This window comes from Streptomyces sp. NPDC058877 (assembly GCF_042742855.1).
Classification (GTDB): domain Bacteria; phylum Actinomycetota; class Actinomycetes; order Streptomycetales; family Streptomycetaceae; genus Streptomyces.
Window position 1 is genome coordinate 17750 of record NZ_JBHYMF010000016.1, and the last position, 24197, is coordinate 41946.

Here is a 24197-nt window from a genome sequence, read left to right on the forward strand (position 1 = left end):
TCCTCATGGGAGCGGGCATAAGACCCGAAGGCGGGTGGCGCGAGTGTGGCGCGCCTCACCTACCGATTGTTCGGTCGTGGAGGCATTTTGGCTACAGGCACCTTCAGCCTGTGGACAAACGGTTCTCCAGGGCTTGGGATGAGGACAGGTCGTCCACCGGAGAGAGGCGGGGGCACATGGCGGATGAACAAATGGCCGATGACTGGCAGGTCGTCGCCCCGGGTCCCACGGCGGGTCTCCCCGCTCCCCCGGCGCGTCCCCTGGACGCCATCGACCGCGACATCCTGCGGATCCTGCAGGCGGACGGACGCGCCTCGATCCGCTCCGTCGCCGAGCGGGTGCACGTCTCCCGGGCCAATGCGTACGCCCGGATCAACCGGTTGATCGACGACGGGGTGATCCGTGGTTTCAGCGCCCGCGTGAACCACGAGCGGGCGGGGCACGGTGCCTCCGCCTACATCACGCTCAAGATCGTCCAGAATTCCTGGCGGACGGTGCGGGAACAGCTCCAGGCCCTGCCGGGAGCCGCGCACATCGCCTTGGTCAGCGGCGACTTCGACGTCCTGTTGCTGGTCCACACGCCCGACAACCGAACGCTGCGCGAGCTGGTGCTGACCAAGCTCCAGTCGATCCCGGAAGTGCTCTCCACCCGGACCCTGCTGGTCTTCGAGGAGACGGACCTGGACCCGGACCACCGGGCCCCGACCTGCTGAACCCCCGCTGGGCCGTACGGGGGACACGGGGAGGCGGGGCAGCGGTCCGCCCGGGGCGAGTCCCGGGCGGACGAGCGGATCAGGAGGCCGGACGGGCCGTCCCCGCACGGTTTCGACGGCCGGTCCGGACCCCGCGGCGAAGTGCCGCGGCGCACGGACGGCCGGGCCCGGGCGCACCACCCCATGCGCGGTTCAGCGTGGCGTTCGCAGCCCGTCGAAGGCCAGGTGGACGACGGTCTCGGCGAGCTGCTCGCGCTCCGCCGCACCGTCCGGGTGCGGCCGGTACCACTCCACCAGCGAGTTGATCATTCCGAAGAGGAGCCGGGTGGCGAGTCGGATGTCCACGTCGGCCCGGAGGTCGCCCTCGGCGGCAGCGGCCTTCAGCAGCTCGGCCACCTTGTGGTCGAACTCGCGGCGCCGCTCCATCGCCCACCGCTCGGTGGCCGTGTTGCCACGCACCCGCAGCAACAGCGTCACGTACGGAAGCTCGGCGATCAGCACCTCGACGGTGCGGCGCGTGACGTACTCGACCCGGGCGACGGCCCGGCCGCGCCCCGCCCCCGGCTCGTCGAGCACCGCGAAGAGCCCGTCCAGCGCCCGGCTGACCGCCCGCTGCAGCAGCTCCTCCTTGCCGGACACATGGTGGTAGATCGAGGACTTCGAGATCCCGGCGGCCTTGGACAGGTGCTCCATGGACGTGCCGTCGTAACCGCGCTCGTTGAAGACCCGCACCGCGACCGAGAGCAGCGTCTCGGGGGTGTAGGTGTCGCGCTTCGCCGTGGTCATCAGGAGTCCTGCCCTTCCTCGGCATGGCCCCGGCGGGCGGTGGCCAGGCTGGGTGCGTACCGCCCCGTCGGGTAGCTCTCGTGCATTTCCAGGAGCAGGTCCCGCACGCGCGCGTGCCCGATCCTCCCGGCCCACTCCAGCGGGCCGGCCGGATAGTTGACCCCGAGCCTCATCGCCGTGTCGACGTCCTCGGCGGTCGCGACCCCGCGGTCGACCGCGTCCGCCGCGACGTCGGCCAGCATCGCGACGGTACGGGCGACGATCATGCCGGGCACGTCACCGATCACGGACACCTGCTTGCCGAGCGCCTGGAAGAGGCCCACCGCCTCGGCGAGGGACCCGGTCGAGGTGCGCTCGCCGGCCGACAGGACGATCCGGCTCGCGCGCGCGTAGTCCAGGGCGAGGTCGAAGCTGATGATCTCCTCGTACGGGTACTCGAAGCAGGTCTCCCCGTCCGCGAGGCCGAGCCGGGCCCCGCCGGGGAGCAGGACGTGCCCGGAACCGGGCTGGCGCCGGACCTCGACCCCCGCCTCCTCGAAGAGCCCGACCAGCGGTTCGGCGGGTCCCAGGTCGCCGCGCACCGTGATCCACCCGGGCGCCTCCGCCGGCGGGGCGGTGTGCGGTTCGGGGCGCTCCGCACCCTCCGCGTACGAGAACCACCCGTGTCCCGACTTGCGGCCGAGCCGTCCCGACTCGACGAGCCGGCGCTGGGCGAGCGAGGGGGTGAACTTGGGGTCCTGGTAGAAGGACTCCCAGACCGACCGGGTGACGGCCTCGTTCACGTCCTGGCCGATGAGGTCGGTCAGCTCGAACGGCCCCATCCGGAAGCCGCCGCACTCGCGCAGCGCGGCATCGATGGTGGCGGGATCCGCCGCGCCCTCCTCGAACACCCGCAGCGCCTCGGCGTAGAAGGGGCGGGCGACCCGGTTCACGATGAAGCCGGGGGTGTCGGCGCAGCGCACCGGCGTCTTGCCCCAGCCCTTGACCGTCTCGTAGGCGCGCACGGCGGTGTCCGGTTCGGTGGCGAAGCCGCTGACGACCTCGACGAGGGGGAGCAGCGGCGCCGGGTTGAAGAAGTGCAGTCCGACGAAGCGGCCGGGCAGGCGCAGTCCTCCCGCGATGGCGGTGACGGAGAGGGAGGAGGTGTTGGTGGCGAGGACGGTGTCGTCGCCGACGATCTTCTCCAGGTCGGCGAAGAGCCGCTGCTTGACCGAGAGGTCCTCGACGATCGCCTCGATCACGAGGGCGGCGTCCGCGAACTCGGCGGGCTCTTCGGCCGCGTGCAGCCGCCCGACGGCCGCCTCCCGGGCCGTGGCGTCGAGACGGCCCTTCTCCACCAGCCGGTCCAGGCGGGCGGTGAGGGCGACGACGGCCTCGGCGGCCCGGCCGGGGGCACTGTCGTAGAGGTGGACGGGGTGCCCGGCGACCAGTGCGACCTGGGCGATGCCCTGGCCCATCGTGCCGGTGCCGACGACGGCGACGACGCGGTCCCGTGCCACGGCGGCTGCGCCGTCCCGGCCACCGGCGGCGGTCTCACTCGCGGTCACGTCGTCGTTCCCCCTGACGGTCACGTTGGCGCTCATGGCAGTGATCCTCCCCGATGGGTTTTCCACAGGATCGACGGACCCCCTTGTCCCGACCGATCGTTCGGTTACTCTAACTCCGTACGCGTCTCCCTGCCCAGCTCGACGAGGAGTTGGTCCACCCATGGCCACCGCTCAGCTGACCACCGACCGTCTGGCCGAGAAGCACCGGTCCACGCTCGACCAGGCGCTCGAAACCATTCGCACCCGCGCCTACTGGTCGCCGCACCCCGAGCACCCCAAGGCATACGGCACGGACGGCTCGCTCGACGCGGCGGCGGGGCTCGCCGCTCACCAGTCCGTGCTGAACACCCGCTTCGACCTCGACCAGCCCGGCACCGACGGCTGGACCGGCGGAGAAACTTCGCCCTACGGCCCGGCGCTCGGCGTCGAGTACCCGCACGCCGACTTCGACGTGCTGCTCCCCGCGATGCGCGCCGGCACGGGCGCCTGGAGGGACGCCGGCGCGGAGACCCGCGCCCTGGTCTGCCTGGAGATCATCGCCCGGATCTCCGCCCGCACCCACGAGTTCGCCCACGCCGTCATGCACACCAGCGGCCAGGCGTTCATGATGGCGTTCCAGGCCGGCGGCCCACACGCCCAGGACCGCGGCCTGGAGGCCGTGGCGTACGCGTACGAGGAGCAGACCCGCACCCCCGCGGGGCGGGCCGGCTGGTCCAAGCCCCAGGGCAAGCGCGACCCGCTGGAGCTGAGCAAGGAGTTCACCCCGGTCGGCCGTGGCATCGCCCTGGTCATCGGCTGCAACACCTTCCCCACGTGGAACGGCTACCCGGGCCTGTTCGCCTCCCTCGCCACCGGCAACCCGGTCCTGGTCAAGCCGCATCCGCGCGCCGTGCTGCCGCTCGCGCTCACGGTGAAGATCGCCCGTGAGGTGCTCACCGAGACCGGCTTCGACCCGAACCTGGTCGCGCTCGCCGTCGAGCGCCCCGGAGAGGGCATCGCCAAGACCCTGGCCGTGCGCCCCGAGATCCGGATCATCGACTACACCGGCTCCACCGCGTTCGGCGACTGGCTGGAGGCCAACGCCCGACAGGCCCAGGTCTACACCGAGAAGGCCGGCGTCAACACGGTCGTGGTCGACTCCACCGACGACTACAAGGGCATGCTCGCCAACCTGGCCTTCTCGCTGTCCCTCTACAGCGGTCAGATGTGCACCACCCCGCAGAACCTGCTGATCCCGCGCGACGGCATCGAGACCGACCAGGGCCCCAAGTCGTACGACGAGGTCGTCGCCGACATCGCGGCGGCGGTCGACGGTCTGCTCGGTGACGACGCCCGGGCCAACGGCCTGCTCGGTGCCCTGGTCAACCCGGACGTGAAGGCGCGTCTCGAAGCCGCCGCCGAGCTCGGCGAGGTCGCCCTCGCCTCCCGCGAGGTGGTCAACCCCGAGTACCCGGACGCCGTGGTCCGCACTCCGGTGATCGTGAAGCTGGACGGCTCCAAGCCGGACGCACAGTCCGCGTACTTCTCCGAGTGCTTCGGCCCGGTCTCCTTCGCCGTCTCGGTGGACTCCACCGCGGACGCCCTGGAGCTGCTGCGCCGCACGGTCCGGGAGAAGGGCGCGATGACGGTCGGCGCCTACACGACCTCGGCCGAAACCGAGCGCGCGGTGGAGGAGGTCTGCCTGGAGGAGTCGGCCCAGCTCTCGCTGAACCTCACGGGCGGGGTGTACGTGAACCAGACGGCCGCCTTCTCCGACTTCCACGGTTCCGGCGGCAACCCCGCGGCGAACGCGGCGCTGTGTGACGGCGCCTTCGTCTCCAACCGCTTCCGGGTGGTGGAGGTCCGCCGCCAGGCCTGATGCACGAGGTGTGGAGGTCCCTCGGGGCCTCCACACCCCTTCACGGAGCCTCGATCTCCGCGTACCGCTGGACCCATGCATGCATGGCGATCGCCGCCGCGGCGCCCGCATTGATCGACCGGGTCGAACCGAACTGGGCAATCGAGCAGACCATCTCCGCGTGGACGCGGGCCTCCTCGGTGAGTCCCGGCCCTTCCTGCCCGAAGAGCAGCACACAGCGACGGGGCAGCACGGTCCGCTCCAGCGGAACGGCGCCCGGCAGGTTGTCGATGCCGATGACGGGCAAGCCCTCGGCCGCCGCCCACGAGGTCAGCGACGCGGTGTCCGGATGGTGCCGGACGTGCTGGTAGCGGTCGGTGACCATGGCACCCCGCCGGTTCCAGCGGCGTCGGCCCACGATGTGGACCTCCTTCGCCAGGAAGGCATTGGCGGTCCGCACCACCGACCCGATGTTGAAGTCGTGGCCCCAGTTCTCCACCGCCACGTGGAAGTCATGGCGCCGGGTGTCGAGGTCGGCCACGACCGCCTCGTGCCTCCAGTAGCGGTAGCGGTCCACGACGTTGCGCCGGTCGCCGCCGGCCAGCAGCTCGGGGTCGTACCGCTCGTCCCGTGGCCACGGCCCCGGGTGCGGCCCGACGCCGATCTCGGGTCCGAACCCTTCGTCGTACTGGATCGGCTCGGACTGTTCTTCCGTGGTGCTCACCCGACGAGGGTACGGGGAGCGGGCTCCTCACCCGTACGGCGCTGCTCGGGCACCGGCTCGGCGGGGGACCCGGTGGAGGGCCGGCGCAGCAGTCGGTCCTTGCCCTTGGTCACCCAGGCGCCCAGCGCGACCAGGAACGTCGTCGGCAGGAACACGGCATCGGCGGAGATCATCGCGAGCGAGAACACCGGCAGTCCGAGGAGCACCGCGATCCCCGCGTGCTCGGCCATCATCATGACGAGCAGGACGTTCTTGACCTTGCGGTTGAAGAGCGTGAAGGGGAAGGCGACCTGGACGACCACGGTGCCGTAGGTCAGCAGCATCACCATGATCCCGCTGGCGCCGAGCACCTCGGAGAGGGCCGGCCAGGGCGTGAAGTAGTTCAGGTGCAGCGGGTAGAACAGGGCGGTTCCGTCCTGCCAGCGCGATCCCTGGATCTTGTACCAGCCCGCCGTGGCGTAGATCAGACAGACCTCCGCCATGAGGACGACGAGGGTGGCGTTGTGCGCGAGGTTGGCGAGGACGTCGAGCAGGGTGCGCGGTTCCCCGGGGACAAGCCGGCACACCAGCCACCACAAGCCGTGCCCGAGCCACAGCACCCACAGCAGCACCGGCACCCACCACTCGCCGGTGACGTCGCTGAACCAGGTGGCGGTGAGGACGAAGCCGCCGAGCACCACCCACAGCACGGGCCCGACGACATCACGGCGCGGAGGCCCCCCGGCACGGGCCTCACGGGCCTCACGGGCCGCTCGTCGGGCATCGAGGGACCACACCCGTCCGCAGCGGGTGAAGGCGAGGTAGATCGCGACGAGGTGGAGCACGTTGTCACCGCCGTCGCCCACGAAGACGGAGCGGTTCTGCAGCGAGAGCACGCCGACCATGAAGACCACGGACACGGCCCGGGTCCGCCAGCCCACCAGAAGCAGGGCGGCGGAGAGCACCGCGAGCCCGTAGACGATCTCGAACCAGATCCGGCCGTCCGACCACAGGAGGACGGTGAAGGCACGGTTGTCGGCGATGAGCCGGTGCGCCATCTCCCAGGACCAGGGTCCCTCGGGGCCGTAGAGGAGGTGCCGGTGCGGAATCTCCCGTAGCAGGAACAGCAGCCAGGTCAGGGAGAAGCCGATGCGTACGATCGCGCTCTGGTACGGGGCGAGCGGCCGGCTGGTGACGGCTTGGACGGCACGGGCGAGACGTCGGTCGAGGGGCTCGCGGGGAGCTGCGGACATGACGTGGGAGCTGCTCATCGGCCCGTCTCCGTGCGGCTCGTGCCGGCCCCGGCGGGCCGGTCGGCTTCGGTGACCTTCCACCACGGGAAGTCCCGGTGGGATGGGGTCTTCTGCGATTTCTCGTCGCTCCACGGAGCGGCGGGGACGGCCCGGCTGACGGTGCGGAGCTGGATGCGCTGCGCAGCGGCGCCGAGGGAGTGCCCGTCCGTGCCTTCGAGGGCGTCGAGCCGGAGCATCGCGATCCGGCGCATGTACTGCTCCGAGAGGGTGCCGCGCAGACCACTGGGTTGGAAGTCGTCGTCGTGCGTGTTGAGGTAGAAGTCCACGGCCCGGCGAAGCTGGTTCTGCTGGGCGTGGCTGGGCATCGGATTGTGGCGGATCTGCTCGACGTCCTGGGCGGTGAGGTCGACCCAGTCAGTGGTGCGGCGCCCTCCGCCAGCGGTGATGACCTCGGCACGCACCTCGACGGAGAGGTTCGTCTGGAGCGGGTTGGGCGCGAAGAGCTTCCAGTTCTGCTCGAACTCGGGATAGATCCAGTCGCCGACGGCCTCGCCGTGCCGCTTGGTCAGCGTGTTGGACGGGGCCACGTGGAGGAACACCATCGAGAGGTGGACGCAGACGAGCACGCCGGCCACGGCGAGTGCCACGGCGGCGACGACCTGGTAGGGCAGCGACAGCGCCATGATCCCGGTGCCGCCACCGGTTCCCCCGGGTGCGGGGCCGGCTCCGTCCCCGGCACCGGCGGCCCGGGCTTCCTCGGGCTCCGGAAGGGCGGTCCGCGGGTCAGCGGTGGATCCCCGCCCGTCGTCGCTCACCCCGACCGCGTCCTTCTCGACGTACGCGTCCATCCCGCCCCGATCCCGATCGGCCCGCCTCGGTTATCCACAGGGTTGACACCATACGGGCCGTCGACCCACCATTGAAGTCATTCAACCGAACGATCGGTCGGTAGGGGATCTGATGACCGCAGTGACGGCAGGGACGGCAGGGACCACGGGCGTGCCCGGCGCGTCGGACGCGGCCATGGCGGCGGAGCAGGCCGCGCACGAGGCCGTGTTCGACGCCGCCGTCGCCGCCGACGAGCGGATCGAGCCGCGCGACTGGATGCCCGAGGCCTACCGGGCCTCACTCGTCCGTCAAATCGCCCAGCACGCCCACTCCGAGATCATCGGGATGCAGCCCGAGGCGAACTGGATCACCCGCGCGCCTTCCCTGCGCCGCAAGGCCATCCTCATGGCCAAGGTGCAGGACGAGGCCGGCCACGGTCTGTACCTGTACAGCGCGGCGGAAACCCTCGGCACCAGTCGCGACGAGCTCCTCGACAAGCTCCACTCCGGCCGCCAGAAGTACTCATCGATCTTCAACTACCCCACGCTGACCTGGGCCGACGTCGGTGCCATCGGTTGGCTCGTCGACGGGGCCGCCATCACCAACCAGGTGCCGCTCTGCCGCTGCTCCTACGGCCCGTACGCCCGCGCGATGGTCCGGGTCTGCAAGGAGGAGTCCTTCCACCAGCGCCAGGGGTACGAGGCCCTGCTCGCCCTCTCCCGCGGCACCGAAGCCCAGCACGCCATGGCGCAGGACGCGGTGGACCGCTGGTGGTGGCCCTCGCTGATGATGTTCGGTCCGCCGGACGACGAGTCCGCGCACTCCGCCCAGTCAATGGCCTGGAAGATCAAGCGCCACTCCAACGACGAACTGCGCCAGCGCTTCGTCGACATCGCCGTGCCCCAAGCCGAGGCCCTCGGCCTCACCCTCCCCGACCCCGACATCCGGTGGAACGAGGAGCGCGGGCACTACGACTTCGGCCCGATCGACTGGGCCGAGTTCTGGGACGTCCTCAAGGGGAACGGCCCCTGCAACGACCAGCGGCTCAACAAACGGCGCCAGGCCCACGAAGACGGCGCCTGGGTCAGGGAAGCCGCGGCGGCCTACGCGGAGAAGCACACCGGCAAGCACGGAGGGGCACAGGCATGACGAGCGACGGTTGGCCGTTGTGGGAGGTGTTCGTGCGCTCCCGCCGCGGACTGTCCCACACCCACGCGGGCAGTCTCCACGCACCCGATGCGGAGATGGCACTGCGGAACGCCCGCGATCTGTACACCCGTAGGTCCGAGGGAGTGTCGATCTGGGTCGTCCCGTCGACGGCCATCACCGCCTCCTCCCCCGACGAGAAGGACCCCTTCTTCGAACCTGCCGCGGACAAGCCCTACCGCCACCCGACCTTCTACGAGATCCCGGAGGGGGTGAAGCACCTGTGACCGGCGCCGCCCACAGCACCGACACCCCCGTCACCGCGGCCCTCGCCCTCGGCGACGACGCCCTCGTCCTCTCCCACCGCCTGGGGGAGTGGGCCGGCTCCGCCCCGGTCCTGGAGGAGGAAGTGGCCCTGGCCAACATCGCCCTCGACCTCCTCGGCCAGGCCCGGGTCCTGCTCTCCCTCGTCGGCGACGAGGACGAGCTGGCCTACCTCCGCGAGGAGCGCTCCTTCCGGAACGTCCAGTTGGTCGAGCAACCGAACGGCGACTTCGCCCACACCATCGCCCGACAGCTCTACTTCTCCACCTACCAGCGGCTCCTGTACGGGCAGCTGGCCAGCGCCGAAGGCCCCTTCACAGGCCTCGCGGCCAAGGCCGTCAAGGAAGTCGCCTACCACCAGGACCATGCCGAGCACTGGACCTTGCGCCTCGGCGACGGCACCGCGGAGAGCCACGCCCGGATGCAGCGGGCCTGCGAGGCGCTCTGGCGTTACACCGGGGAACTGTTCCAGCCCGTCGACGGCCTCGACCTGGACCTCCGGTCCCTGGAGAGCGCCTGGCTCGACTCGATCACCGACATCCTCGGCCGGGCCGGCCTCGCCCTGCCCTCCGGGCCGCGCACCGGTGCATGGGCCGCGGGAGCCGGCCGCCAAGGCCTGCACACCGAAGCCTTCGGGCGGATGCTGGCCGAGATGCAACACCTGCACCGCAGCCACCCGGGGGCGTCATGGTGACCATGACGGCCCTGGAGGAGGAACTGAGCCGGATCGCCGGCTCAGTTCCCGATCCGGAGCTGCCCGTCCTCACCCTGGAGGAGCTCGGCGTCATGCGGGGCGTCCGGGTCCTCGCTCCCGGCCGGGTCGAGGTGTCGCTCACTCCCACGTACACGGGATGCCCCGCCATCGAGGCGATGTCCTCAGACATCGAGCACGCCCTCCACGACCACGGCGTACCGGAGGTCTCCGTCGTCACGGTGCTCACCCCGGCCTGGTCCACCGACGACATCAGCGAGGAGGGACGGCGCAAGCTCACCGAGTTCGGCATCGCCCCGCCCCGCCCCCAGGGCCCGGCCGGCGGTCCCGTACCGCTGAGCCTGGCGATCCGCTGCCCCCACTGCGGATCCACCGACACCGAGCTCCTGAGCCGCTTCTCCTCCACCGCGTGCAAGGCCCTGCGCCGCTGCACCGCCTGCAGCGAACCGTTCGACCACTTCAAGGAGTTGTAGATGCTGCCCTCCGACACCGGACGGACCGGCTTCCAGCCGCTCCGGGTGAGCGAGGTCGAGCGACTCACGGACGACTCCGTGGCCGTCACCTTCGCGGTCCCGACCGAACTCCACGAGGCGTACCGCCACCTCCCCGGCCAGCACCTCGCCCTGCGCCGCATCACCGAGGACGGCACGGAGGTCCGACGCACGTACTCGATCTGCGCCCCCGCGGCCCCTCCCGGCGAGCCCCCCGTCCTGCGGGTCGGCATCCGGCTGGTCGACGGCGGGTCGTTCTCGACGTACGCCCTCAAGGAACTGGCCGTCGGGGACTCGGTCGACGTCATGGAACCCATGGGCCGGTTCACCCTCGCCCCGCGTGCCGGCCAGTTCGCGGCCGTCGTCGGGGGCAGCGGCATCACCCCGGTCCTGTCGATGGCGGCAACTCTGCTCGCCCGCGAGCCGGAGGCCCGGTTCTGCCTGATCAGGAGCGACCGCACCGCGGCCTCCACGATGTTCCTCGATGAGGTCGCCGACCTCAAGGACCGCTACCCGGACCGCTTCCAGCTGGTCACGGCCCTGTCCAGGGAGGAGCAGCAGGCGGGCCTGCCCTCGGGCCGCCTCGACCAGGAGCGGCTCACCGCCCTGCTGCCGGCCCTCCTGCCCGTCGAGGCGATCGACGGCTGGTTCCTCTGTGGTCCCTTCGGTCTGGTCCAGAGTGCCGAGCAGGCACTGCGCGACCTGGGTGTCGACCGCCTTCGGATCCACCAGGAGATCTTCCACGTCGACGACGGTTCTGCCCCGGCCCCGACGCCGGCGGCCGACGGCCCGACACACGCCACGCTGACGGCCACTCTGCACGGCCGCTCCGGCACCTGGCCGGTGGAACAGGGCGAAACACTGCTCGAGACCGTCCTCCGCGCCCGGGCAGACGCCCCGTACGCCTGCAAGGGCGGAGTCTGCGGTACCTGCCGTGCCTTCGTCGTTGACGGGGAGGTCCGGATGGACCGGAACTTCGCACTGGAACCGGAAGAGACCGACGCGGGATACGTCCTGGCGTGTCAGTCCCACCCGGCAACGCCAGAGGTGGAGTTGGACTTCGACCGCTGACCCTCACGCGCCCCGATGCCTGACGGCCGTCGAAGCACCTCAAGCATCGACGGCGCGGAGCCCGACGAAGTGACGGCGCCGCCATTCCCTTCCCCTGGAACCTGTTCTATGTTGACGACCCGTCAGGAATGTGGGTCAGCAACGGGAAGGTAGCGCCGTGGACTTCACCTTCACCGAAGAACAGCAAGCGGCCGTCGAGGCGGCCAAGGCGGTCTTCTCGGACGTCACGCCCGACGCGGTCCCCAGCCCCGCCCTCACTCCCGGTGCCGTGGCCGAGGACCTCGACCGACCGCTCTGGTCCCGCCTCGCCGCCGCTGACCTCCTCGGCCTCACACTGGCCCCCGAGCACGGCGGCGCGGGCCTGGACCCCATCGCCCTCTGCCTCGTCCTCCGCGAGTCGGCCCGGGTCCTCGCCCGCATACCGCTCCTGGAGACCAGTGCCGTCGCCCTGACCGTCGAGCAGTACGCCCCTCCCCAGGTCTCCGCCGAGCTGCTGCCCCGCGTCACCCGCGGCGAGCGCGTCCTCACCGTCGCCGCCCACGGACGCACCGGTCACGAGTCCGCCGACCGTGCCGTCCGAGCACGCCGCGAAGGCGCCGACTGGATCCTCGACGGCCTCCAGACCGCCGTCCCCTGGGCTCACGGCGCCGACATCATCGCCGTACCGGCATGCACCAGCGACGGCCGCACGCTCCTCGCCCTGGTGCCCCGCACCCACGACGGACTGGTGCTCAGCGACCAGTACTCCACCAGCGGCGAACTCCTCGCCCAGCTGCACCTCGACGCCGTACGGCTCGACGCCACCCGGATCATCGACGCTGATGGCGCCTGGGAACGGCTGCACGGCATCCTCACCACCGGGACCTGCGCGCTCGCCCTCGGCCTCGGCGAGACCGTGCTCACCATGACGAGCCAGTACACCGGAAAGCGCGAACAGTTCGGCCACCCCGTGGCCACCTTCCAGGCCGTGGCCGTCCAGACCGCCGACCGCTATATCGACCTGCGCGCCATGGAGGCCACCTTGTGGCAGGCCGCCTGGCGCATCACCCATGAGGCCAGCGGGCGCCTCCCCGCCGCGGGGGACATCGCCGTCGCGAAGATCTGGGCCTCCGAGGGAATGCGCCGCGTGGTGCAGACCGCCCAACACCTCCACGGCGGCTTCGGTGCCGATACCGACTACCCGCTGCACCGCTATCACGCCTGGGCCAAGCACCTGGAACTGTTCCTCGGCCCCGCCGCGGCCCACGAGGAAGCCCTGGGAGACCTGCTGGCCAGCCATCCCCTCGGCTGACCCGGACGAAGCGGTCTCAGAGGACGAAGGCCGGACTGCCGCTCTCCGCCACCATGGGACGCCCGGCACCGTCCCAGGCGAGCATCCCGCCGTCCACGTTCACCGCGTCGAAGCCCTGTCGCACCAGATACTGCGTGACCTGCGCCGAACGACCGCCCACCCGGCACATCACATAGGCGCGACCGCGCTCGGCAACGGCTTCCGTCACCTCGCCGAAGCGGCCCACGAAATCACTCATCGGGACGTGCAGCGCCCCTTCGACGTGACCTGCTGCCCACTCGTCGTCCTCCCTGACGTCCAGCACCAGGGCATCGGCCGGCACGGAAGCCACGTCCACCGAGGGCAGGGGGGAGAAATTCATGGAACAAGCCTTCTCTCTTCGAAACCGCCCGAAGAACTCGAGCCACGGAAAACCTACTGCACCAGCTCCGCGAGCTCGGCCTCCCGATGGGAGACCTGTGCGAGCAGCTGCTCGGCGATCTCCTCCAGGAGCTGGTCCGGATCCTCCGGCGCCATCCGCAGCATCGCGCCGATCGCGCTCTCCTCCAGCTCCCGCGCCAGCGCCGACAACATGTCCTTGCGCTCGGCCAGCCACTCCAGGCGCGCGTAGAGCTCCTCGCTCTCGCTGAGCCGCTCCGCAACCGGCACCGGTCCGGCCTCCCACTCCGCGGAGAGCTCGCGGAGCAGCGCTTCGTCACCACGCGCATACGCGGCGTTCACCCGCGTGATGAACTCCTCGCGCCGCCTCCGCTCGCCCTCCTCGCGGGCCAGGTCGGGGTGGGCCTTGCGGGCCAGCTCGCGATAGAGCTTGCGGGCCTCCTCGCTGGGGCGGACCCGCTTCGGCGGCTGGACGGGCCGGTCCGTGAGCATCGCAGCGGCCTCGGCGGACAGACCGTCGCCGTCGATCCACTCGTGGAAGAGCTCGTCGACGCCGGGCATGGGCAGGACCGCCGCCCGTGCCTCCTGAGCCCGCCGCAGGTCCTCCGGGTCTCCGGTCCTCGCCGCACGCGCCTCGGCGATCCGTGCATCGAGCTCATCGAGCCGCGCGTACATCGGGCCGAGCTTCTGGTGGTGCAGCCGCGAGAAGTTCTCCACCTCGACCCGGAAGGTCTCCACGGCGATCTCGAACTCGATCAGCGCCTGCTCGGCCACCCGCACGGCCTGCTCAAGCCGTGCCTCGGGCCGCTCCTCGGATCTCTGCCGGTCCGAAGCCTGCACCCCACCGGGCAGCTCGTCCGCGGGCTGCTCGCCCCTGGGCCGCTCGTCGCCGGGTCCTTCGTCCACACCCTGGTCCACGCTCACGTCCACGCCCGCCCAGTCCTCGTTCCACCTCGTCCCATCCCAGACTACGGGCCTTCCGGGGAGGCTCTTCCTCCCTCCCCGTCCCCACCTCCCCGCTCGTCGACGTCAGACGCCCAGTTCGGCCGCCATGCGACCGCTGCGGACGGCCGAGAGCAGGTCGGCATGGTCGGCGGTGGTGCGGTCCGCGTAGGCGACGGCGAAGGAGGCAATGGCCTCGTCGAGCTCCTCGTTCTTGCCGCAGTAGCCGGATATCAAGCGAGGGTCGGCGCTGTGGGCATGTGCGCGGGCGAGCAGGGCCCCGGTCATGCGCCCGTAGTCGTCGAGCTCGGCCGCGGTGAGCGCGGCCGGATCGACACTGCCCTTGCGGTTGCGGAACTGACGCACTTGGAACGGGCGCCCCTCGACGGTCGTCCAGCCGAGCAGTATGTCGCTCACGACCTGCATCCGCTTCTGTCCGAGCACCACGCGCCGTCCCTCGTGGCCGGCGTCCGGCGCGGCGAAGCCCGCGGCCGGCAGATGGGGCAGCAGCACGGACGGCCGCGCCTCCTTCACCTGGAGCACCAGCGGCTCGCCCCGGTGGTCGAGGAGCAGCACCACGTACGAGCGGGTACCCACGCTGCCGGTGCCGACCACCCGGAAGGCCACGTCGTGCACGGCGTACCGGGCGAGGAGCGGCAGCCTGTCCTCGGCCACCGTCTCCAGGTATCCGCCGAGGGAGGCGGCGACCGCGGCGGCCTCGGCAGCCGGGACCCTCCGCAGGACCGGAGGAGCGTCGACGAACCTGCGGCCACCGCCTTCGGCGTCCGTGAGCGCCTCGGTCGACCGTGCGGCGAACCGGGCACTGGTGTTCTTGCGGGCCTTGGCGGAGACCCGCTCCAGGGTGCCGATCAGATCGTGGGCGTCGGCGTGCGAGACGAGTTCCTCGTCGGCGATCGCGTTCCAGGCGTCGAGGGCGGGCAGCCGGGCCAGCAGCCGCATGGTGTGCCGGTAGGCGCCGGCGGCGTCGAAGGCCGCGGCCCGACACACGTCCTCGCCGGCGCCCGTTTCGCGCCCGGCGAGGACGAGGGAGGTCGCAAGTCGCTTGAGGTCCCACTCCCACGGGCCCACGACGGTCTCGTCGAAGTCGTTGAGGTCGATGACGAGCCGGCCTCGGGCGTCCCCGTAGAGGCCGAAGTTGGCGGCGTGCGCATCACCGCAGATCTGGGCGGCGATCCCGGTGACGGGCGTCCCGGCAAGATCCTGGGCCATCAGCCCGGCGGAGCCGCGCAGGAAGGCGAAGGGGCCGGCCGCCATCCTGCCGACGCGGATCGGCGCGAGCTCCGGGACCCGGCCCCGGCTCGATTCCTCGACGGCGCGCACGGCGTCCGGGCGGTCGGCGGCCATGACCGACAGCTCGTGGGAGGAGCGGGGCACCCGCTCGCGCAGCAGCTTCCCGCGCTCCTTGGGGGAGTCCCCGGAACCGGGGACGGCACGGCGCGCGAACCCCGGCACCTGTGGGACGCGCGCCCCGCCCTGCTCTTCGTCCGTACCACGCTGCGCTGGCACGACGGCCCGAATCCCGTTCATTGGGACGCCCCCCGATGCAATGTCCAACATCATTCGGCCCTGACCGTACCCCCGTATGCGATCGACCGTCTTCCCCTGTGGACAACGGCCGTCCGGGCCTGTGGACAACCAGGGAACACCTCCAGGACCGCACTCCCCGGGCTGCGTACGGCACGCCCTCAGACCGCGACGGCCTCTTCCGCCTCCTCCTCGGCCTCGACCCGGTCTCCGTCGCCGGACCGGGCGTCCGCCACGGCCCCGCCCCGCTTCTCCGAGAGCCCGGCGACGACGACGAGCACGGCCCCGGCGAGGAGCCAGACGGCGAGGACCAGGGCGTGGTGGGCGATCCGGTGCCCGTCGAAGTAGACGTGGCTGCGCACGCCCTCGACGAAGCCCGCTCCGTTCCAGAAGGCGTGCAGCGCACCGAAGAAGCCGGGTTGGAGCTCGGGTCGGTAGATGCCGCCGGAGCTGGTGAAGTTGAGCATGACGAACAGCACCATCACACCGAGCGTGGTCCAGCGGCGCAGGAAGGCGTGCAGGCCGATGCCGATGGCGAGGATGCCCGCCGCGTACAGCCAGGACATCGCCCACACCCCGCCGAGCCCCCTGTCGACCAGGTGGAAGGCGGGGCCGGCGAAGAAGGTGCCGATCAGGCTGACGACGAGCGACGTTCCGGCGGCGAGGAGGGCCCTGGTCCGCATGGGCAGGACGGCCCCGGCCCCGCCGATGACGGCGACGGAGGCGTACGCGCCGATGCTGAGGGCGACGAGCAGGAAGAAGACGCCCTGACCGGTGGGGTCGCCGGAGGCCGTGGGGGCGAGGTCGGTGACCCCGAGCGGCGCGCCCCGGGCGGCGGCGACCTCGGTGAACACCTTCTCGACGGCCATCGCGCTGGTGTCGGAGGAGGCCGAGGCGATGAGGAGCTCGGGCCGTTCGCCCGGCACGTAGGCACCGAAGCTGCGCTGCTCGCGCAGGGCGGAGACGGCTGCGCCCCGGTCGGTGACGGTACGGACGTCGAGGGCGCCGTCGGCCTCGTCCTGCAGGGTCTGCGCGAGGACCTGGACGGTGGTGCCGGAGCCGACGACGTCGACCCGTAGCCCACGGGGCTCGGGGGCGTGGAAGGCCCCGAGGTAGGCAAGCCCCATGCCGATGCACATCAGCAGGGGGGTGAGCAGATGTCCGAGGACGTGCCGCAGGGCACCGCTGGTGTTCGGTCCTGCTGACACCGAGACCTCCATGGTTGGCTTTTACAACTAAATAACCGTTGTACTATACAACTCAAAGCTCACGGCAGGCCACCGGCGACCACGCGACGGCGGGCGCCCGAACGACACCGGGGAGCAAGGATGACCGGCGGCGCACAGCCAGCCCGCGAGGCGTCCATCGACGTCATCCAGCGCGAGCTGACGGCCTTCGCACGCCGCGCCCGCGCCGCGGCGGCCCGGGTCCACCCCGAGCTCCCGCTCGTCTCGTACACGCTCCTCGCTCACATCGAGGAGGAACGCGGCTGTCGCGCCACCGACCTCGCGGCGCACTACTTGCTGGACAAGTCGACGGTCAGCCGCCAACTCGCAGGCCTGGAGAAGCTGGGCTTCGTCGAGCGGCGCGCGGCCCCGGACGACCACCGGGTACAGGTCCTCCATCCCACCGAGGCCGGCTCCGCGGTCCTCGCCACGGCCCAGGCGAACCGTCAGGTCGCCTTCCAGCAACGCCTGGGGGACTGGCCCCCCGAGGACCTGGCCCGCTTCGCGGACTATCTGCTGCGCTACAACACCGCATCCACGCCCCCGTCCCCCGACACCCGCTCGGACTGACGCGCACCGCCTCCGGCAAACCGCTCCACCACGCGCCGGGGCGGCCGGGGAGGGGCGGCGTCCCCGGCCCCACCGCTCCACACGACCGAGAGCCGGCCGAAGGCCCACGACCGAAGGCGTGGGACTCGATGCCAGGCGGCTGGGGAGCCGCCGGGCAGTCACGCGCGCAAGCAGCACCCCACGCGATCGGCAGGGAAAAGCGAAACGGTCGGCATCGTGATCACGATGCCGACCGTTTCGTCGTTGCTACCAGGACACTCTCGGGTGTCCCTTGGTGGGGCACCGACGAAACGCGCTGGTCAGCGGCGCACCAGGGAGGACCGAAGATCGTTTCCCGCGCTGTGCCTCCGGATTTCCCATCGCCCTGGTGGCCGAGGGTTCAGGGATGCCGGCGGGTCCTCGACGGATCTAGAACGTCTAGCCACACATCGAGCTGCTTGGCCTCGTGGACGAACACCTTGCTGTCCCCACGCACCTGCCTATACCGCTCCACTAGGTCCTGCGCGACCTCCGCGACCATGTCGGGGAACGGACCGTGCACCTCGCGGCTCCAGTCCCTGGCTCGCCGGTCCGAGCGGTGGAGATGGTCAAGCGGCAGCTTACGGCAGGCCGCCCAGGTGATCAGCTCCGGAGCGTACTTCAGAAGATGTTCATGGCCTGCCGGAGAGGCGCCGCACAGGCGCTTGACCACTTTGAGGGCGGCCTCCCGCGCCTCCACCGCTCGCTGCACGCTGAAGGCATGGACACCTTCGTGGATCAGGCTCCTATAATCCAACCCATCCACATCCCTCCAAAGCGCGTGGAGACCGTCCAGGGTGCTGACCTGGTGGGTGAGTGTGGGCCATGGCGACGAGGCCGTGCATGCCAGGGCACGGGTCACATCGGCCATGGAGTAGCCGCAGGGGTGCGGACCGGCGACAACGCCCCGGCGGTGGTCGAAGAACCCTCCCTCAGTCCGAAATTCTGCTGCGATACGTTTCAGATGCGGGCAGCGGGAGAGACGGTCCTGAGGGTGGGTCGGGTTGGCGTAATCGCCGGCTTCCTCGCTCAGCCGCCTGACGCGTGCGCGGTCAGCTCCCACGACGATCTCGACCCGAACATTCGCATGGTCGAGATGTGCTCCCGAGACCTCTCTCATGACATGCGCGAGGACGACCAACCGCTGGAAGCCCTTGATGCACTCGACACCGGACATTTCGACGCCACCGTCAGCACGCGACAGCACCGCGTCCGCACCGAGAACGAGCGGATCACCGACCGCTCCGAAGTCCCAAGGACGATGTCGCAGCATGTCGGCCATGCGCTGATTCTCGTCACTGTCCGCGAGGTAGCCACGGGTGCTGTTGAGTCGGATCGCGGCGTCCGGCCCTGCAGCCAGGCCCGAGAGCTCTCGCCCGGACACCATGACTGCCAAGCGGTCCGAGAGCCGCGCCCAGGCGCGAGGGTGCACTACCAGGCTGGGCCGACCTGACGGAGCCGTCGGCACACCGCCTGATCCCGGGTACCAGGCATCGTGCGCATGACTGTGTGCGTTCATGCCTGGCCAACGCTCGAGAGATCTTGTAGTGATTGGCCAGCGCGTTGTCTCCCTCCCGTGGGGCATCCTCAGGGCGTCAGGTTGCCACGGAACCCTGTGACGTTTCGCAGAGAGGATCCGTCGATGACTCGAAGACCGCGAGGCTGACCTCAGCCCTGGCGGCGAAAGCGCGGCTGCGGGTGCACTCGATCTTGAGGGGTGGTGCTCACGGAGGCGACGCCCACATCGGCTCCTCAGCTTGCGGATGGTGCGGGTCAGTCGGCGTCCAGGTCACCGGCCAGCCCGGCCAGCAGAGCCTCGCGCATCGCGGCAGTCGCAACGGCGAGGGTCGCCCGGTGAGGAAGGTACGCGTCGGTGTGGCACGCCGGACCCACCGGGCCGAGCCGACCGCCGGGTTCACCGGACCCGACGAACCAGTACACGGCCGGACTGCCGAAGGCCTGGACGAGGACACTGACGTCGTCCGATGCGAGGGCGGGCGGGACCGTGAGGTGACGCACCGGCAGTCGGCTTTCGTGCACCATGGCCAGGCGGTCACGGACCCGCGGCGTGTTCTCCACCCGAGGAACCTGGCTGTCATGGGTCAGTCGGACGTCCTCGCCGAAGATGAGTCCGGCTGCGGCGGCCTCTGCCCGTACGAGCGACTCGATGCGGTCGAGAATCGGCTCCCGCACGCGTTCCGCGAAGGTGCGGATGTTCACCCTGGCGGAAACACTGGGCGCGCGCAGGCCCGGTGCGGACGGTGCCTCCAGCGCGGGCACGGATACCACCGCCTGCTCGAACGGCGGCACGTCACGGCCCACCACGGTGTGCAGGCGCTGGGTGAGATTCGCGGCGAAGAGCACGAGGTCAGGGCCAGAATCCGGGGAGCCGGTGTGTCCGCCCGGAGCATGTGCCGTGACGGTAAGGGTGTCCGCGGCGGCGAGCGCCGTTCCGGGGGTGGAGGCGAGCACTCCGACCGGCGCCATGGCCGAGACGTGTTGGCTGAGCAGGACGTCAGGACACGGGATGGCTTCGGCCAGGCCGTCCTCGACCATCCTGGCGGCACCGCTTCCCGTTTCCTCCGCGGGTTGCAGCACGAGGGCGATCCGTCCGCCCGGCAATTCCGGGCGGGCCGCCAGCTGTGCGGCCGCCCCGGCCAGCGCCGCCAGATGCAGGTCGTGCCCGCACGCGTGCATTACCCCTTCCACCTCGCTGGCGAAGGCGGCTTCGGTGTGCTCCTGGAGCGGCAAGGCGTCCAGCTCCGCGCGCGCCGCGACGACGGGCCCGGGGCCGCGGTCGAGCACCGCCACCAGGCCGGTTCCTCCGATCCCCCGGGTCACCGCGAAGCCCTCCCGGCTGAGCACATCGGCGAGGATTCCGGCCGTGCGGTGCTCCTGGAACCCGAGTTCGGGGGTGCGGTGCAGGGACTCGTAGAGGGCTGGGACCCAGTGGGGCAGCCGCAGCTCCGTCATCGCTCGCCCGCTATGCGCGCCTCGGCCAGCCGCATCGAAGTTCCGGACCGCAACGGGCGGCGCCTCAGCAGTTCCGCGACCATCCGGTCCTGGTTCTCCGGCGCCGGCCGCTCGACGGGCTCGAACGCCCGGCGCAGTACCGTCGCTAGCAGGCGGGAGGTCGCCTTGCACTCCTTCGGATCCTCTGCGGCGCCCGGTCGCGCGACGAAGCCGTTGACGACGGCTTCGATGGACAGCCGGCCTTCCTCGGAGCAGACGGCCTCCCGGATCAGGCCGTTCGTCCGCAGCAGCTCCAGGTACGCCTGCCGTACGAGGACGGACGCGAGCGATATCCCGAGGGCGTCCGGATTCACCAGTGGAGCCACGTGGGTGCCCAGGACGCGAGCGTCGCGGGTGTTGTAGGCCCGCAGCACCGGATTGGCCATGACCCGCTGGTAGAGCACGCAGCCGGCCGCGTGCAGGCTGGCGAGCCTACGGTCGCGTGACAGGTGGGCGATGAACTGGTCGTGGATCTGGTCGAACTCCCGGACCAGTACGTCGTCGATGATGTCTTCCTTGCTGTTCCAGTGCGTGTACACCGTCCCCTTGCCGATCCCCGCATGCGCGGCGACGTCCTGGACACTGACCTTCGGGTACCCGATCTTCAGTACGAGATCGACCATGGCGTCAAGAACCCGGGCGGAGCGACCGTGGGGGTCGCCGCCCCCCTGCCCGGCGCGGAACGGACCGGGCACCGTGTTTCCGAGCGGCCGGAACGTGCTCTGGCGGATGGTCATCGACATCGTCTGTTCCCCCAACATCGTGTACTCCCCGTGTATGTGGTGCGCTTGGTGTCGGCGAATGCGGCCTGTCCGCGTCTATCCGAGATCGACGCTGATCGTGCCGTCGGGGCCCGGACACCCGACGATCAGTTGGAACAGCGAGGCGATCTGCGCGTCTTCGGTCACTGCCGCGACCACGTCACCGCGCAAACTGTTGTGGATGCGCCCTGCGGCCCCTGCCACCGCCGCTCCGAGCAACACCCGGTGCGCAACCCGCGCGGCGGCGGCGGTGGCCGTGTGCAGCCGCTGCAGGTCGGCGGTAACCTCGCCGACCGGAGCCGCGACGATCACGGTCGCCGAGGCGGCACCGTAGTCCGGGGCGAGCCAGCCCATCGCGTCCTGACCACTCTGGAGCTGCCTGGTGGGGGCCGAGCCCGCGCGGACCGTCACAGGACCCTGCTGGGTGACCCGATAGCACCCAGGTTCCCAACGGTTGCCCGTGTCGTCGAGGCATGGCCGGTGGACGACCAGGTACGACGTGAGGGTGTCGTCCGCAGCCGCTGTCAGCTCGGCTGGCAGCGAGCCGAGTCGGCCGACCCGGTCCGCGCCCAGGGCGTTGAACACCCGGTGTCCGGACTGTCGGCGCCGAACTAGCTTCAGGTGACGGTCAAGCGCTGAAAGATCGCCCAGATGCTGCGGTGGGTCGAGCACGACCCGGCCGACCGGCCGCTCGTCCGCTCCGAGGTCGAGCAGTTCGCCCCACGGCCCGCCGCGGCCCCGTGTGCCCAGCTCGACCACCTCGTCGACGCCGATGCCCCCGGTCCGGGCCGCGTCACCGATCGCCGCCAGGGCCAGCCCTGCTTCCTGGAGGCACAGCCGGGTCGCGTACCGGTGATAGCGATAGGAGACCTTGGTCTCACGTGCCGTCAGCACCAAGGTGACCCGCGAGCCCGTCCCCACCGTTCCTGCCCCCTTGGATCCGGTACGGGACACCGGGAGCAGTCGCAGCTCCCCCGGCTCGACGTACCAGGCTCCGGTATCCGTCACGAGGTAGAGCTCGATCGGGTAGAACCCCCGCGCCGAGGCGATCCCGCGGTGCGCCCAGCCGCCGGAGTGTGCGAGGGTTCCCGACTCCCAGCGAAGAGGGACGTGCAGGCACCGCAGAACGGCGCGCAGCCATTCCGGGAGGCACGGCCCTGTACCGTCTTCGGTCGGACGGATCGCCGCAGGACGTTCGCAGGCGAGTTCGCTGGCTGGTAGTAGTGCGGACGGGTCGAGCAGGAGTGCCCGCAGGTCTTCAGGCGTCGGCCACTGGTCCAGCAGCGGTGCGTCGGGGCTCGTGCGGGGCCCGCTGCGGGCGAGGCCAGGCAGGTCCCGAGCGCCCGGTAGCGGCTGAGCGGGGCGGCCGAGGAAGCGGCCCACAGTCTCCGCCGCAACCGCCGCGGCGATCACGGCCCGCTCGACCGTACCCACCGGCTCCGTCAGCCATCCGTCGTCGGGTGGTATCGCCACCGCGGTCTCACCGATCCGGACCAAAACGCCCGGGGCCGTGGACAGCTCGGCCTGCACCGACAGCCGACGTAGGAGCGTATCCAGCACCGGCAGCCAGTCTGCCGGTGCGCGGACCGAGGCCTCGGCGACGAGCAGTGCCGAGCAGCGCGCATAGGGCGCGTCGTCAGCGAGGTCGGCGACGGCGAGCAACTGGTCGGGAAGACCTTCCGGCCGAGGCTGGTCCTCACGTCGCAGCGCACCATGGTGTTCCAGGTAGTCCAGACATCGGCCGACTGCGCGGCGCCGAGGCTCCGGCACCCTGGCCAGCAGGGAGGACTCCGCGGTCCTGCCGTCCAGCAGTGGGGCGAGGCGGTGTATCAGCGGATACAGTTCGGCCGGGCTCCGGTGGTAGCCAGTACGGGTGGTCAGCAGCGTGCTTTCCTGGGCCGCGATCGCGTGCACGCCTGCGAGCAGTCTCGGGAAGGGATCAGGTGGCACAGGTGCGTCCTTGGAGCTCGAGCCGCCGGATGGCGAGGGTGGGCAGCGGGTGGAACTCCACCGGGGCCAGGATGGTCAGCTGGGCGAATCGGCGTATGACCGCGCGAACTGCGGCGGTCGCCTCAAGCTGGGCCAGCGGACCGCCGAGGCAGTAGTGCACGCCGTGGCCGAAGGACAAGTGGCGGCGGGCTGACCGGTCGAGGAGGAACGGCTCCGGGTCCGGGTTCAGCTCCGGGTCGTGGTTCGCGGACAGGATCCATGCGGAGACCAGAGCGCCGGCCGGCACGGTGGTGCCGGACAGCATGACGTCCTCGGCCGCGATCCGGGTCACCTGGGCGAAGGCTGGCCTGACCCGTAAGGCCTCCAGCACCAGGTCGTCGACCTGGTCGTTTTCACGGACCCGAGCGTCCGACACAGGCTGGACACACAGATGGTGGACCGCCGCCGCGATCAGCGAGGTGGTGGTGACGTGCCCGGCCAGAAGGATCAGGCCGGTGAGCGAGGCGATCTCATCGATCGTCGCCGGCACGCCGTCCACCTCTGCGGTCGCCAGGCGTGACATCAGGTCTCGCCCTGGCCGCGCTCGCTTCAGCCGCGCCACCTCGGCCAGGTACCGGTGCATCGCGTCCATCTGCCCGGCGTCGCCGCGGCTGAATCCGATGGACCAGGTACGAAAGCGGTCGATCTGTTCCTCGGGCAGCCCCAAATACCGGGAGATGACCCGGATCGGCAGCGGGTAGGCCAGGTCGTGGACGAGATCGAACCGGTCCGGCACCAGGCTGCCGACGAGCTCGTCGGCGATCTCGTCGATTGCCGGGACGAGGCCGCTGACCGAGGCGGGTGTAAAGGCCTGGTTGACGATCCGTCGTATCCGGGTGTGGTCCGGCGGGTCCATCATGGTCAGGTTGCCGCGCCCGAGCTGTGCCGTGGGCGGCATCATCCGGGTCCGGTCCGAGGAGAAGAGCGCGCTGTCCGCCAGCACGGTGCGCACGTCCTCCGCCCGGAACACATGGTGCATTCCCTCGAGTTCGAGGACCGGCGTGCGGCGTCGCGCGTCGGCGAGCCAGCGCGTCAGCCTGGTCCACCCCGCGCC

Annotated in this window: 23 protein-coding genes; 9 read left to right on the top strand and 14 right to left on the bottom strand. The window is 70.8% G+C overall.

All coding sequences use genetic code 11. The features are described from left to right. Positions 1-176 precede the first annotated feature (176 nt). Positions 177-713, top strand: a complete 537-nt coding sequence (locus ACFW2Y_RS06210; protein WP_384874266.1) for an Lrp/AsnC family transcriptional regulator — start codon at positions 177-179, stop codon at positions 711-713. 192 nt (positions 714-905) lie between these two features. Here ACFW2Y_RS06210 and ACFW2Y_RS06215 read toward each other — a convergent pair whose 3' ends face one another. Next, positions 906-1499 (bottom strand): TetR/AcrR family transcriptional regulator, encoded by a 594-nt coding sequence (locus ACFW2Y_RS06215; RefSeq protein WP_384874269.1) that lies wholly within the window; start codon positions 1497-1499, stop codon positions 906-908. Next, positions 1499-3082: a 3-hydroxyacyl-CoA dehydrogenase gene (locus tag ACFW2Y_RS06220; RefSeq protein WP_384874271.1), complete on the bottom strand. Its 1584-nt coding sequence runs from the start codon at positions 3080-3082 to the stop codon at positions 1499-1501. The genes ACFW2Y_RS06215 and ACFW2Y_RS06220 overlap by 1 nt, the downstream gene beginning before the upstream one ends. A gap of 124 nt (positions 3083-3206) precedes the next feature. On the opposite strand from ACFW2Y_RS06220, the gene paaN reads away from it, so the two are divergent. Further along, positions 3207-4904 (top strand): phenylacetic acid degradation protein PaaN, encoded by a 1698-nt coding sequence (gene paaN, locus ACFW2Y_RS06225; RefSeq protein ID WP_384874273.1) that lies wholly within the window; start codon positions 3207-3209, stop codon positions 4902-4904. Positions 4905-4944: 40 nt separating this feature from the next. Here paaN and ACFW2Y_RS06230 read toward each other — a convergent pair whose 3' ends face one another. From ACFW2Y_RS06230 to ACFW2Y_RS06240, 3 genes are read right to left on the bottom strand one after another with little or no spacing between them, the layout of a single operon-like run. Continuing rightward, entirely contained in the window at positions 4945-5607 is a 663-nt protein-coding gene (locus ACFW2Y_RS06230) for a TrmH family RNA methyltransferase (RefSeq protein ID WP_384874276.1), read from the bottom strand. Continuing rightward, the gene (locus ACFW2Y_RS06235) at positions 5604-6857 is read right to left on the bottom strand and encodes an HTTM domain-containing protein (protein WP_384874279.1); all 1254 of its coding nucleotides are present in this window, start codon (positions 6855-6857) and stop codon (positions 5604-5606) included. The genes ACFW2Y_RS06230 and ACFW2Y_RS06235 overlap by 4 nt, the downstream gene beginning before the upstream one ends. Continuing rightward, on the bottom strand, positions 6854-7687 hold the full coding sequence (locus ACFW2Y_RS06240) for a DUF5819 family protein (protein WP_384874282.1): 834 nt from the start codon (positions 7685-7687) through the stop codon (positions 6854-6856). The genes ACFW2Y_RS06235 and ACFW2Y_RS06240 overlap by 4 nt, the downstream gene beginning before the upstream one ends. Positions 7688-7799: 112 nt before the next feature. Between ACFW2Y_RS06240 and paaA the strand changes: the two genes are divergently transcribed. From paaA to ACFW2Y_RS06270, 6 genes are all read left to right on the top strand, one after another. Beyond that, complete coding sequence (gene paaA, locus ACFW2Y_RS06245) at positions 7800-8816, top strand: 1,2-phenylacetyl-CoA epoxidase subunit PaaA (RefSeq protein ID WP_384874284.1); 1017 nt, start codon at positions 7800-7802, stop codon at positions 8814-8816. Next, a complete protein-coding gene (paaB, locus tag ACFW2Y_RS06250; protein WP_017240349.1) occupies positions 8813-9100 on the top strand; it encodes a 1,2-phenylacetyl-CoA epoxidase subunit PaaB in 288 nt (95 codons plus the stop codon). Before paaA ends, paaB begins: the two co-directional genes overlap by 4 nt. Continuing rightward, on the top strand, positions 9097-9831 hold the full coding sequence (gene paaC, locus ACFW2Y_RS06255) for a 1,2-phenylacetyl-CoA epoxidase subunit PaaC (protein ID WP_384874287.1): 735 nt from the start codon (positions 9097-9099) through the stop codon (positions 9829-9831). Before paaB ends, paaC begins: the two co-directional genes overlap by 4 nt. Next, the gene (gene paaD / locus ACFW2Y_RS06260) at positions 9825-10322 is read left to right on the top strand and encodes a 1,2-phenylacetyl-CoA epoxidase subunit PaaD (protein WP_384874290.1); all 498 of its coding nucleotides are present in this window, start codon (positions 9825-9827) and stop codon (positions 10320-10322) included. Before paaC ends, paaD begins: the two co-directional genes overlap by 7 nt. Beyond that, positions 10323-11411 carry a 2Fe-2S iron-sulfur cluster-binding protein gene (locus ACFW2Y_RS06265; protein WP_384874293.1) on the top strand — a complete coding sequence of 363 codons (1089 nt, stop codon included), beginning with the start codon at positions 10323-10325 and terminating at the stop codon, positions 11409-11411. A 157-nt stretch (positions 11412-11568) separates the two neighbouring features. Next, positions 11569-12702 (top strand): acyl-CoA dehydrogenase family protein, encoded by a 1134-nt coding sequence (locus ACFW2Y_RS06270; protein WP_384874295.1) that lies wholly within the window; start codon positions 11569-11571, stop codon positions 12700-12702. 16 nt (positions 12703-12718) lie between these two features. Here ACFW2Y_RS06270 and ACFW2Y_RS06275 read toward each other — a convergent pair whose 3' ends face one another. The 4 genes from ACFW2Y_RS06275 to ACFW2Y_RS06290 form a co-directional block, all read right to left on the bottom strand. After that, a complete protein-coding gene (locus tag ACFW2Y_RS06275; RefSeq protein WP_384874298.1) occupies positions 12719-13063 on the bottom strand; it encodes a rhodanese-like domain-containing protein in 345 nt (114 codons plus the stop codon). 53 nt (positions 13064-13116) lie between these two features. After that, positions 13117-13932, bottom strand: a complete 816-nt coding sequence (locus tag ACFW2Y_RS06280; RefSeq protein WP_384874379.1) for a hypothetical protein — start codon at positions 13930-13932, stop codon at positions 13117-13119. A 177-nt stretch (positions 13933-14109) separates the two neighbouring features. Beyond that, positions 14110-15570 carry a DUF2252 domain-containing protein gene (locus ACFW2Y_RS06285; RefSeq protein WP_384874301.1) on the bottom strand — a complete coding sequence of 487 codons (1461 nt, stop codon included), beginning with the start codon at positions 15568-15570 and terminating at the stop codon, positions 14110-14112. Positions 15571-15728: 158 nt separating this feature from the next. Next, complete coding sequence (locus ACFW2Y_RS06290; protein ID WP_384874304.1) at positions 15729-16775, bottom strand: hypothetical protein; 1047 nt, start codon at positions 16773-16775, stop codon at positions 15729-15731. Between the two features lie 120 nt (positions 16776-16895). On the opposite strand from ACFW2Y_RS06290, the gene ACFW2Y_RS06295 reads away from it, so the two are divergent. Beyond that, entirely contained in the window at positions 16896-17363 is a 468-nt protein-coding gene (locus ACFW2Y_RS06295; protein WP_384874306.1) for a MarR family winged helix-turn-helix transcriptional regulator, read from the top strand. A 379-nt stretch (positions 17364-17742) separates the two neighbouring features. On the opposite strand, the gene ACFW2Y_RS06300 is transcribed toward ACFW2Y_RS06295, so the two are convergent. From ACFW2Y_RS06300 to ACFW2Y_RS06320, 5 genes are all read right to left on the bottom strand, one after another. After that, a complete protein-coding gene (locus tag ACFW2Y_RS06300) occupies positions 17743-18663 on the bottom strand; it encodes a hypothetical protein (RefSeq protein ID WP_384874309.1) in 921 nt (306 codons plus the stop codon). Between the two features lie 491 nt (positions 18664-19154). Beyond that, positions 19155-20354, bottom strand: coding sequence for an amidohydrolase (locus ACFW2Y_RS06305; RefSeq protein WP_384874312.1), 1200 nt, complete (start codon positions 20352-20354; stop codon positions 19155-19157). Beyond that, positions 20351-21136 carry a TetR/AcrR family transcriptional regulator gene (locus tag ACFW2Y_RS06310; protein WP_384874315.1) on the bottom strand — a complete coding sequence of 262 codons (786 nt, stop codon included), beginning with the start codon at positions 21134-21136 and terminating at the stop codon, positions 20351-20353. The genes ACFW2Y_RS06305 and ACFW2Y_RS06310 overlap by 4 nt, the downstream gene beginning before the upstream one ends. 75 nt (positions 21137-21211) lie before the next feature. Next, on the bottom strand, positions 21212-23104 hold the full coding sequence (locus tag ACFW2Y_RS06315) for a hypothetical protein (RefSeq protein WP_384874318.1): 1893 nt from the start codon (positions 23102-23104) through the stop codon (positions 21212-21214). Then, positions 23094-24122, bottom strand: coding sequence for a cytochrome P450 (locus tag ACFW2Y_RS06320; RefSeq protein WP_384874321.1), 1029 nt, complete (start codon positions 24120-24122; stop codon positions 23094-23096). The genes ACFW2Y_RS06315 and ACFW2Y_RS06320 overlap by 11 nt, the downstream gene beginning before the upstream one ends. Positions 24123-24197 lie beyond the last annotated feature (75 nt).

Coding starts and splice junctions, on each gene's coding strand:
- ACFW2Y_RS06210 (WP_384874266.1), top strand. CDS start 177: ATGGCGGATGAACAAATGGCCGATGACTGGCAGGTCGTCGCCCCGGGT.
- ACFW2Y_RS06215 (WP_384874269.1), bottom strand. CDS start 1,499: ATGACCACGGCGAAGCGCGACACCTACACCCCCGAGACGCTGCTCTCG.
- ACFW2Y_RS06220 (WP_384874271.1), bottom strand. CDS start 3,082: ATGAGCGCCAACGTGACCGTCAGGGGGAACGACGACGTGACCGCGAGT.
- paaN (WP_384874273.1), top strand. CDS start 3,207: ATGGCCACCGCTCAGCTGACCACCGACCGTCTGGCCGAGAAGCACCGG.
- ACFW2Y_RS06235 (WP_384874279.1), bottom strand. CDS start 6,857: ATGAGCAGCTCCCACGTCATGTCCGCAGCTCCCCGCGAGCCCCTCGAC.
- ACFW2Y_RS06240 (WP_384874282.1), bottom strand. CDS start 7,687: ATGGACGCGTACGTCGAGAAGGACGCGGTCGGGGTGAGCGACGACGGG.
- paaA (WP_384874284.1), top strand. CDS start 7,800: ATGACCGCAGTGACGGCAGGGACGGCAGGGACCACGGGCGTGCCCGGC.
- paaB (WP_017240349.1), top strand. CDS start 8,813: ATGACGAGCGACGGTTGGCCGTTGTGGGAGGTGTTCGTGCGCTCCCGC.
- paaD (WP_384874290.1), top strand. CDS start 9,825: ATGGTGACCATGACGGCCCTGGAGGAGGAACTGAGCCGGATCGCCGGC.
- ACFW2Y_RS06265 (WP_384874293.1), top strand. CDS start 10,323: ATGCTGCCCTCCGACACCGGACGGACCGGCTTCCAGCCGCTCCGGGTG.
- ACFW2Y_RS06275 (WP_384874298.1), bottom strand. CDS start 13,063: ATGAATTTCTCCCCCCTGCCCTCGGTGGACGTGGCTTCCGTGCCGGCC.
- ACFW2Y_RS06285 (WP_384874301.1), bottom strand. CDS start 15,570: ATGAACGGGATTCGGGCCGTCGTGCCAGCGCAGCGTGGTACGGACGAA.
- ACFW2Y_RS06295 (WP_384874306.1), top strand. CDS start 16,896: ATGACCGGCGGCGCACAGCCAGCCCGCGAGGCGTCCATCGACGTCATC.
- ACFW2Y_RS06300 (WP_384874309.1), bottom strand. CDS start 18,663: ATGGCCGACATGCTGCGACATCGTCCTTGGGACTTCGGAGCGGTCGGT.
- ACFW2Y_RS06305 (WP_384874312.1), bottom strand. CDS start 20,354: ATGACGGAGCTGCGGCTGCCCCACTGGGTCCCAGCCCTCTACGAGTCC.
- ACFW2Y_RS06310 (WP_384874315.1), bottom strand. CDS start 21,136: ATGTCGATGACCATCCGCCAGAGCACGTTCCGGCCGCTCGGAAACACG.
- ACFW2Y_RS06320 (WP_384874321.1), bottom strand. CDS start 24,122: ATGCACCATGTGTTCCGGGCGGAGGACGTGCGCACCGTGCTGGCGGAC.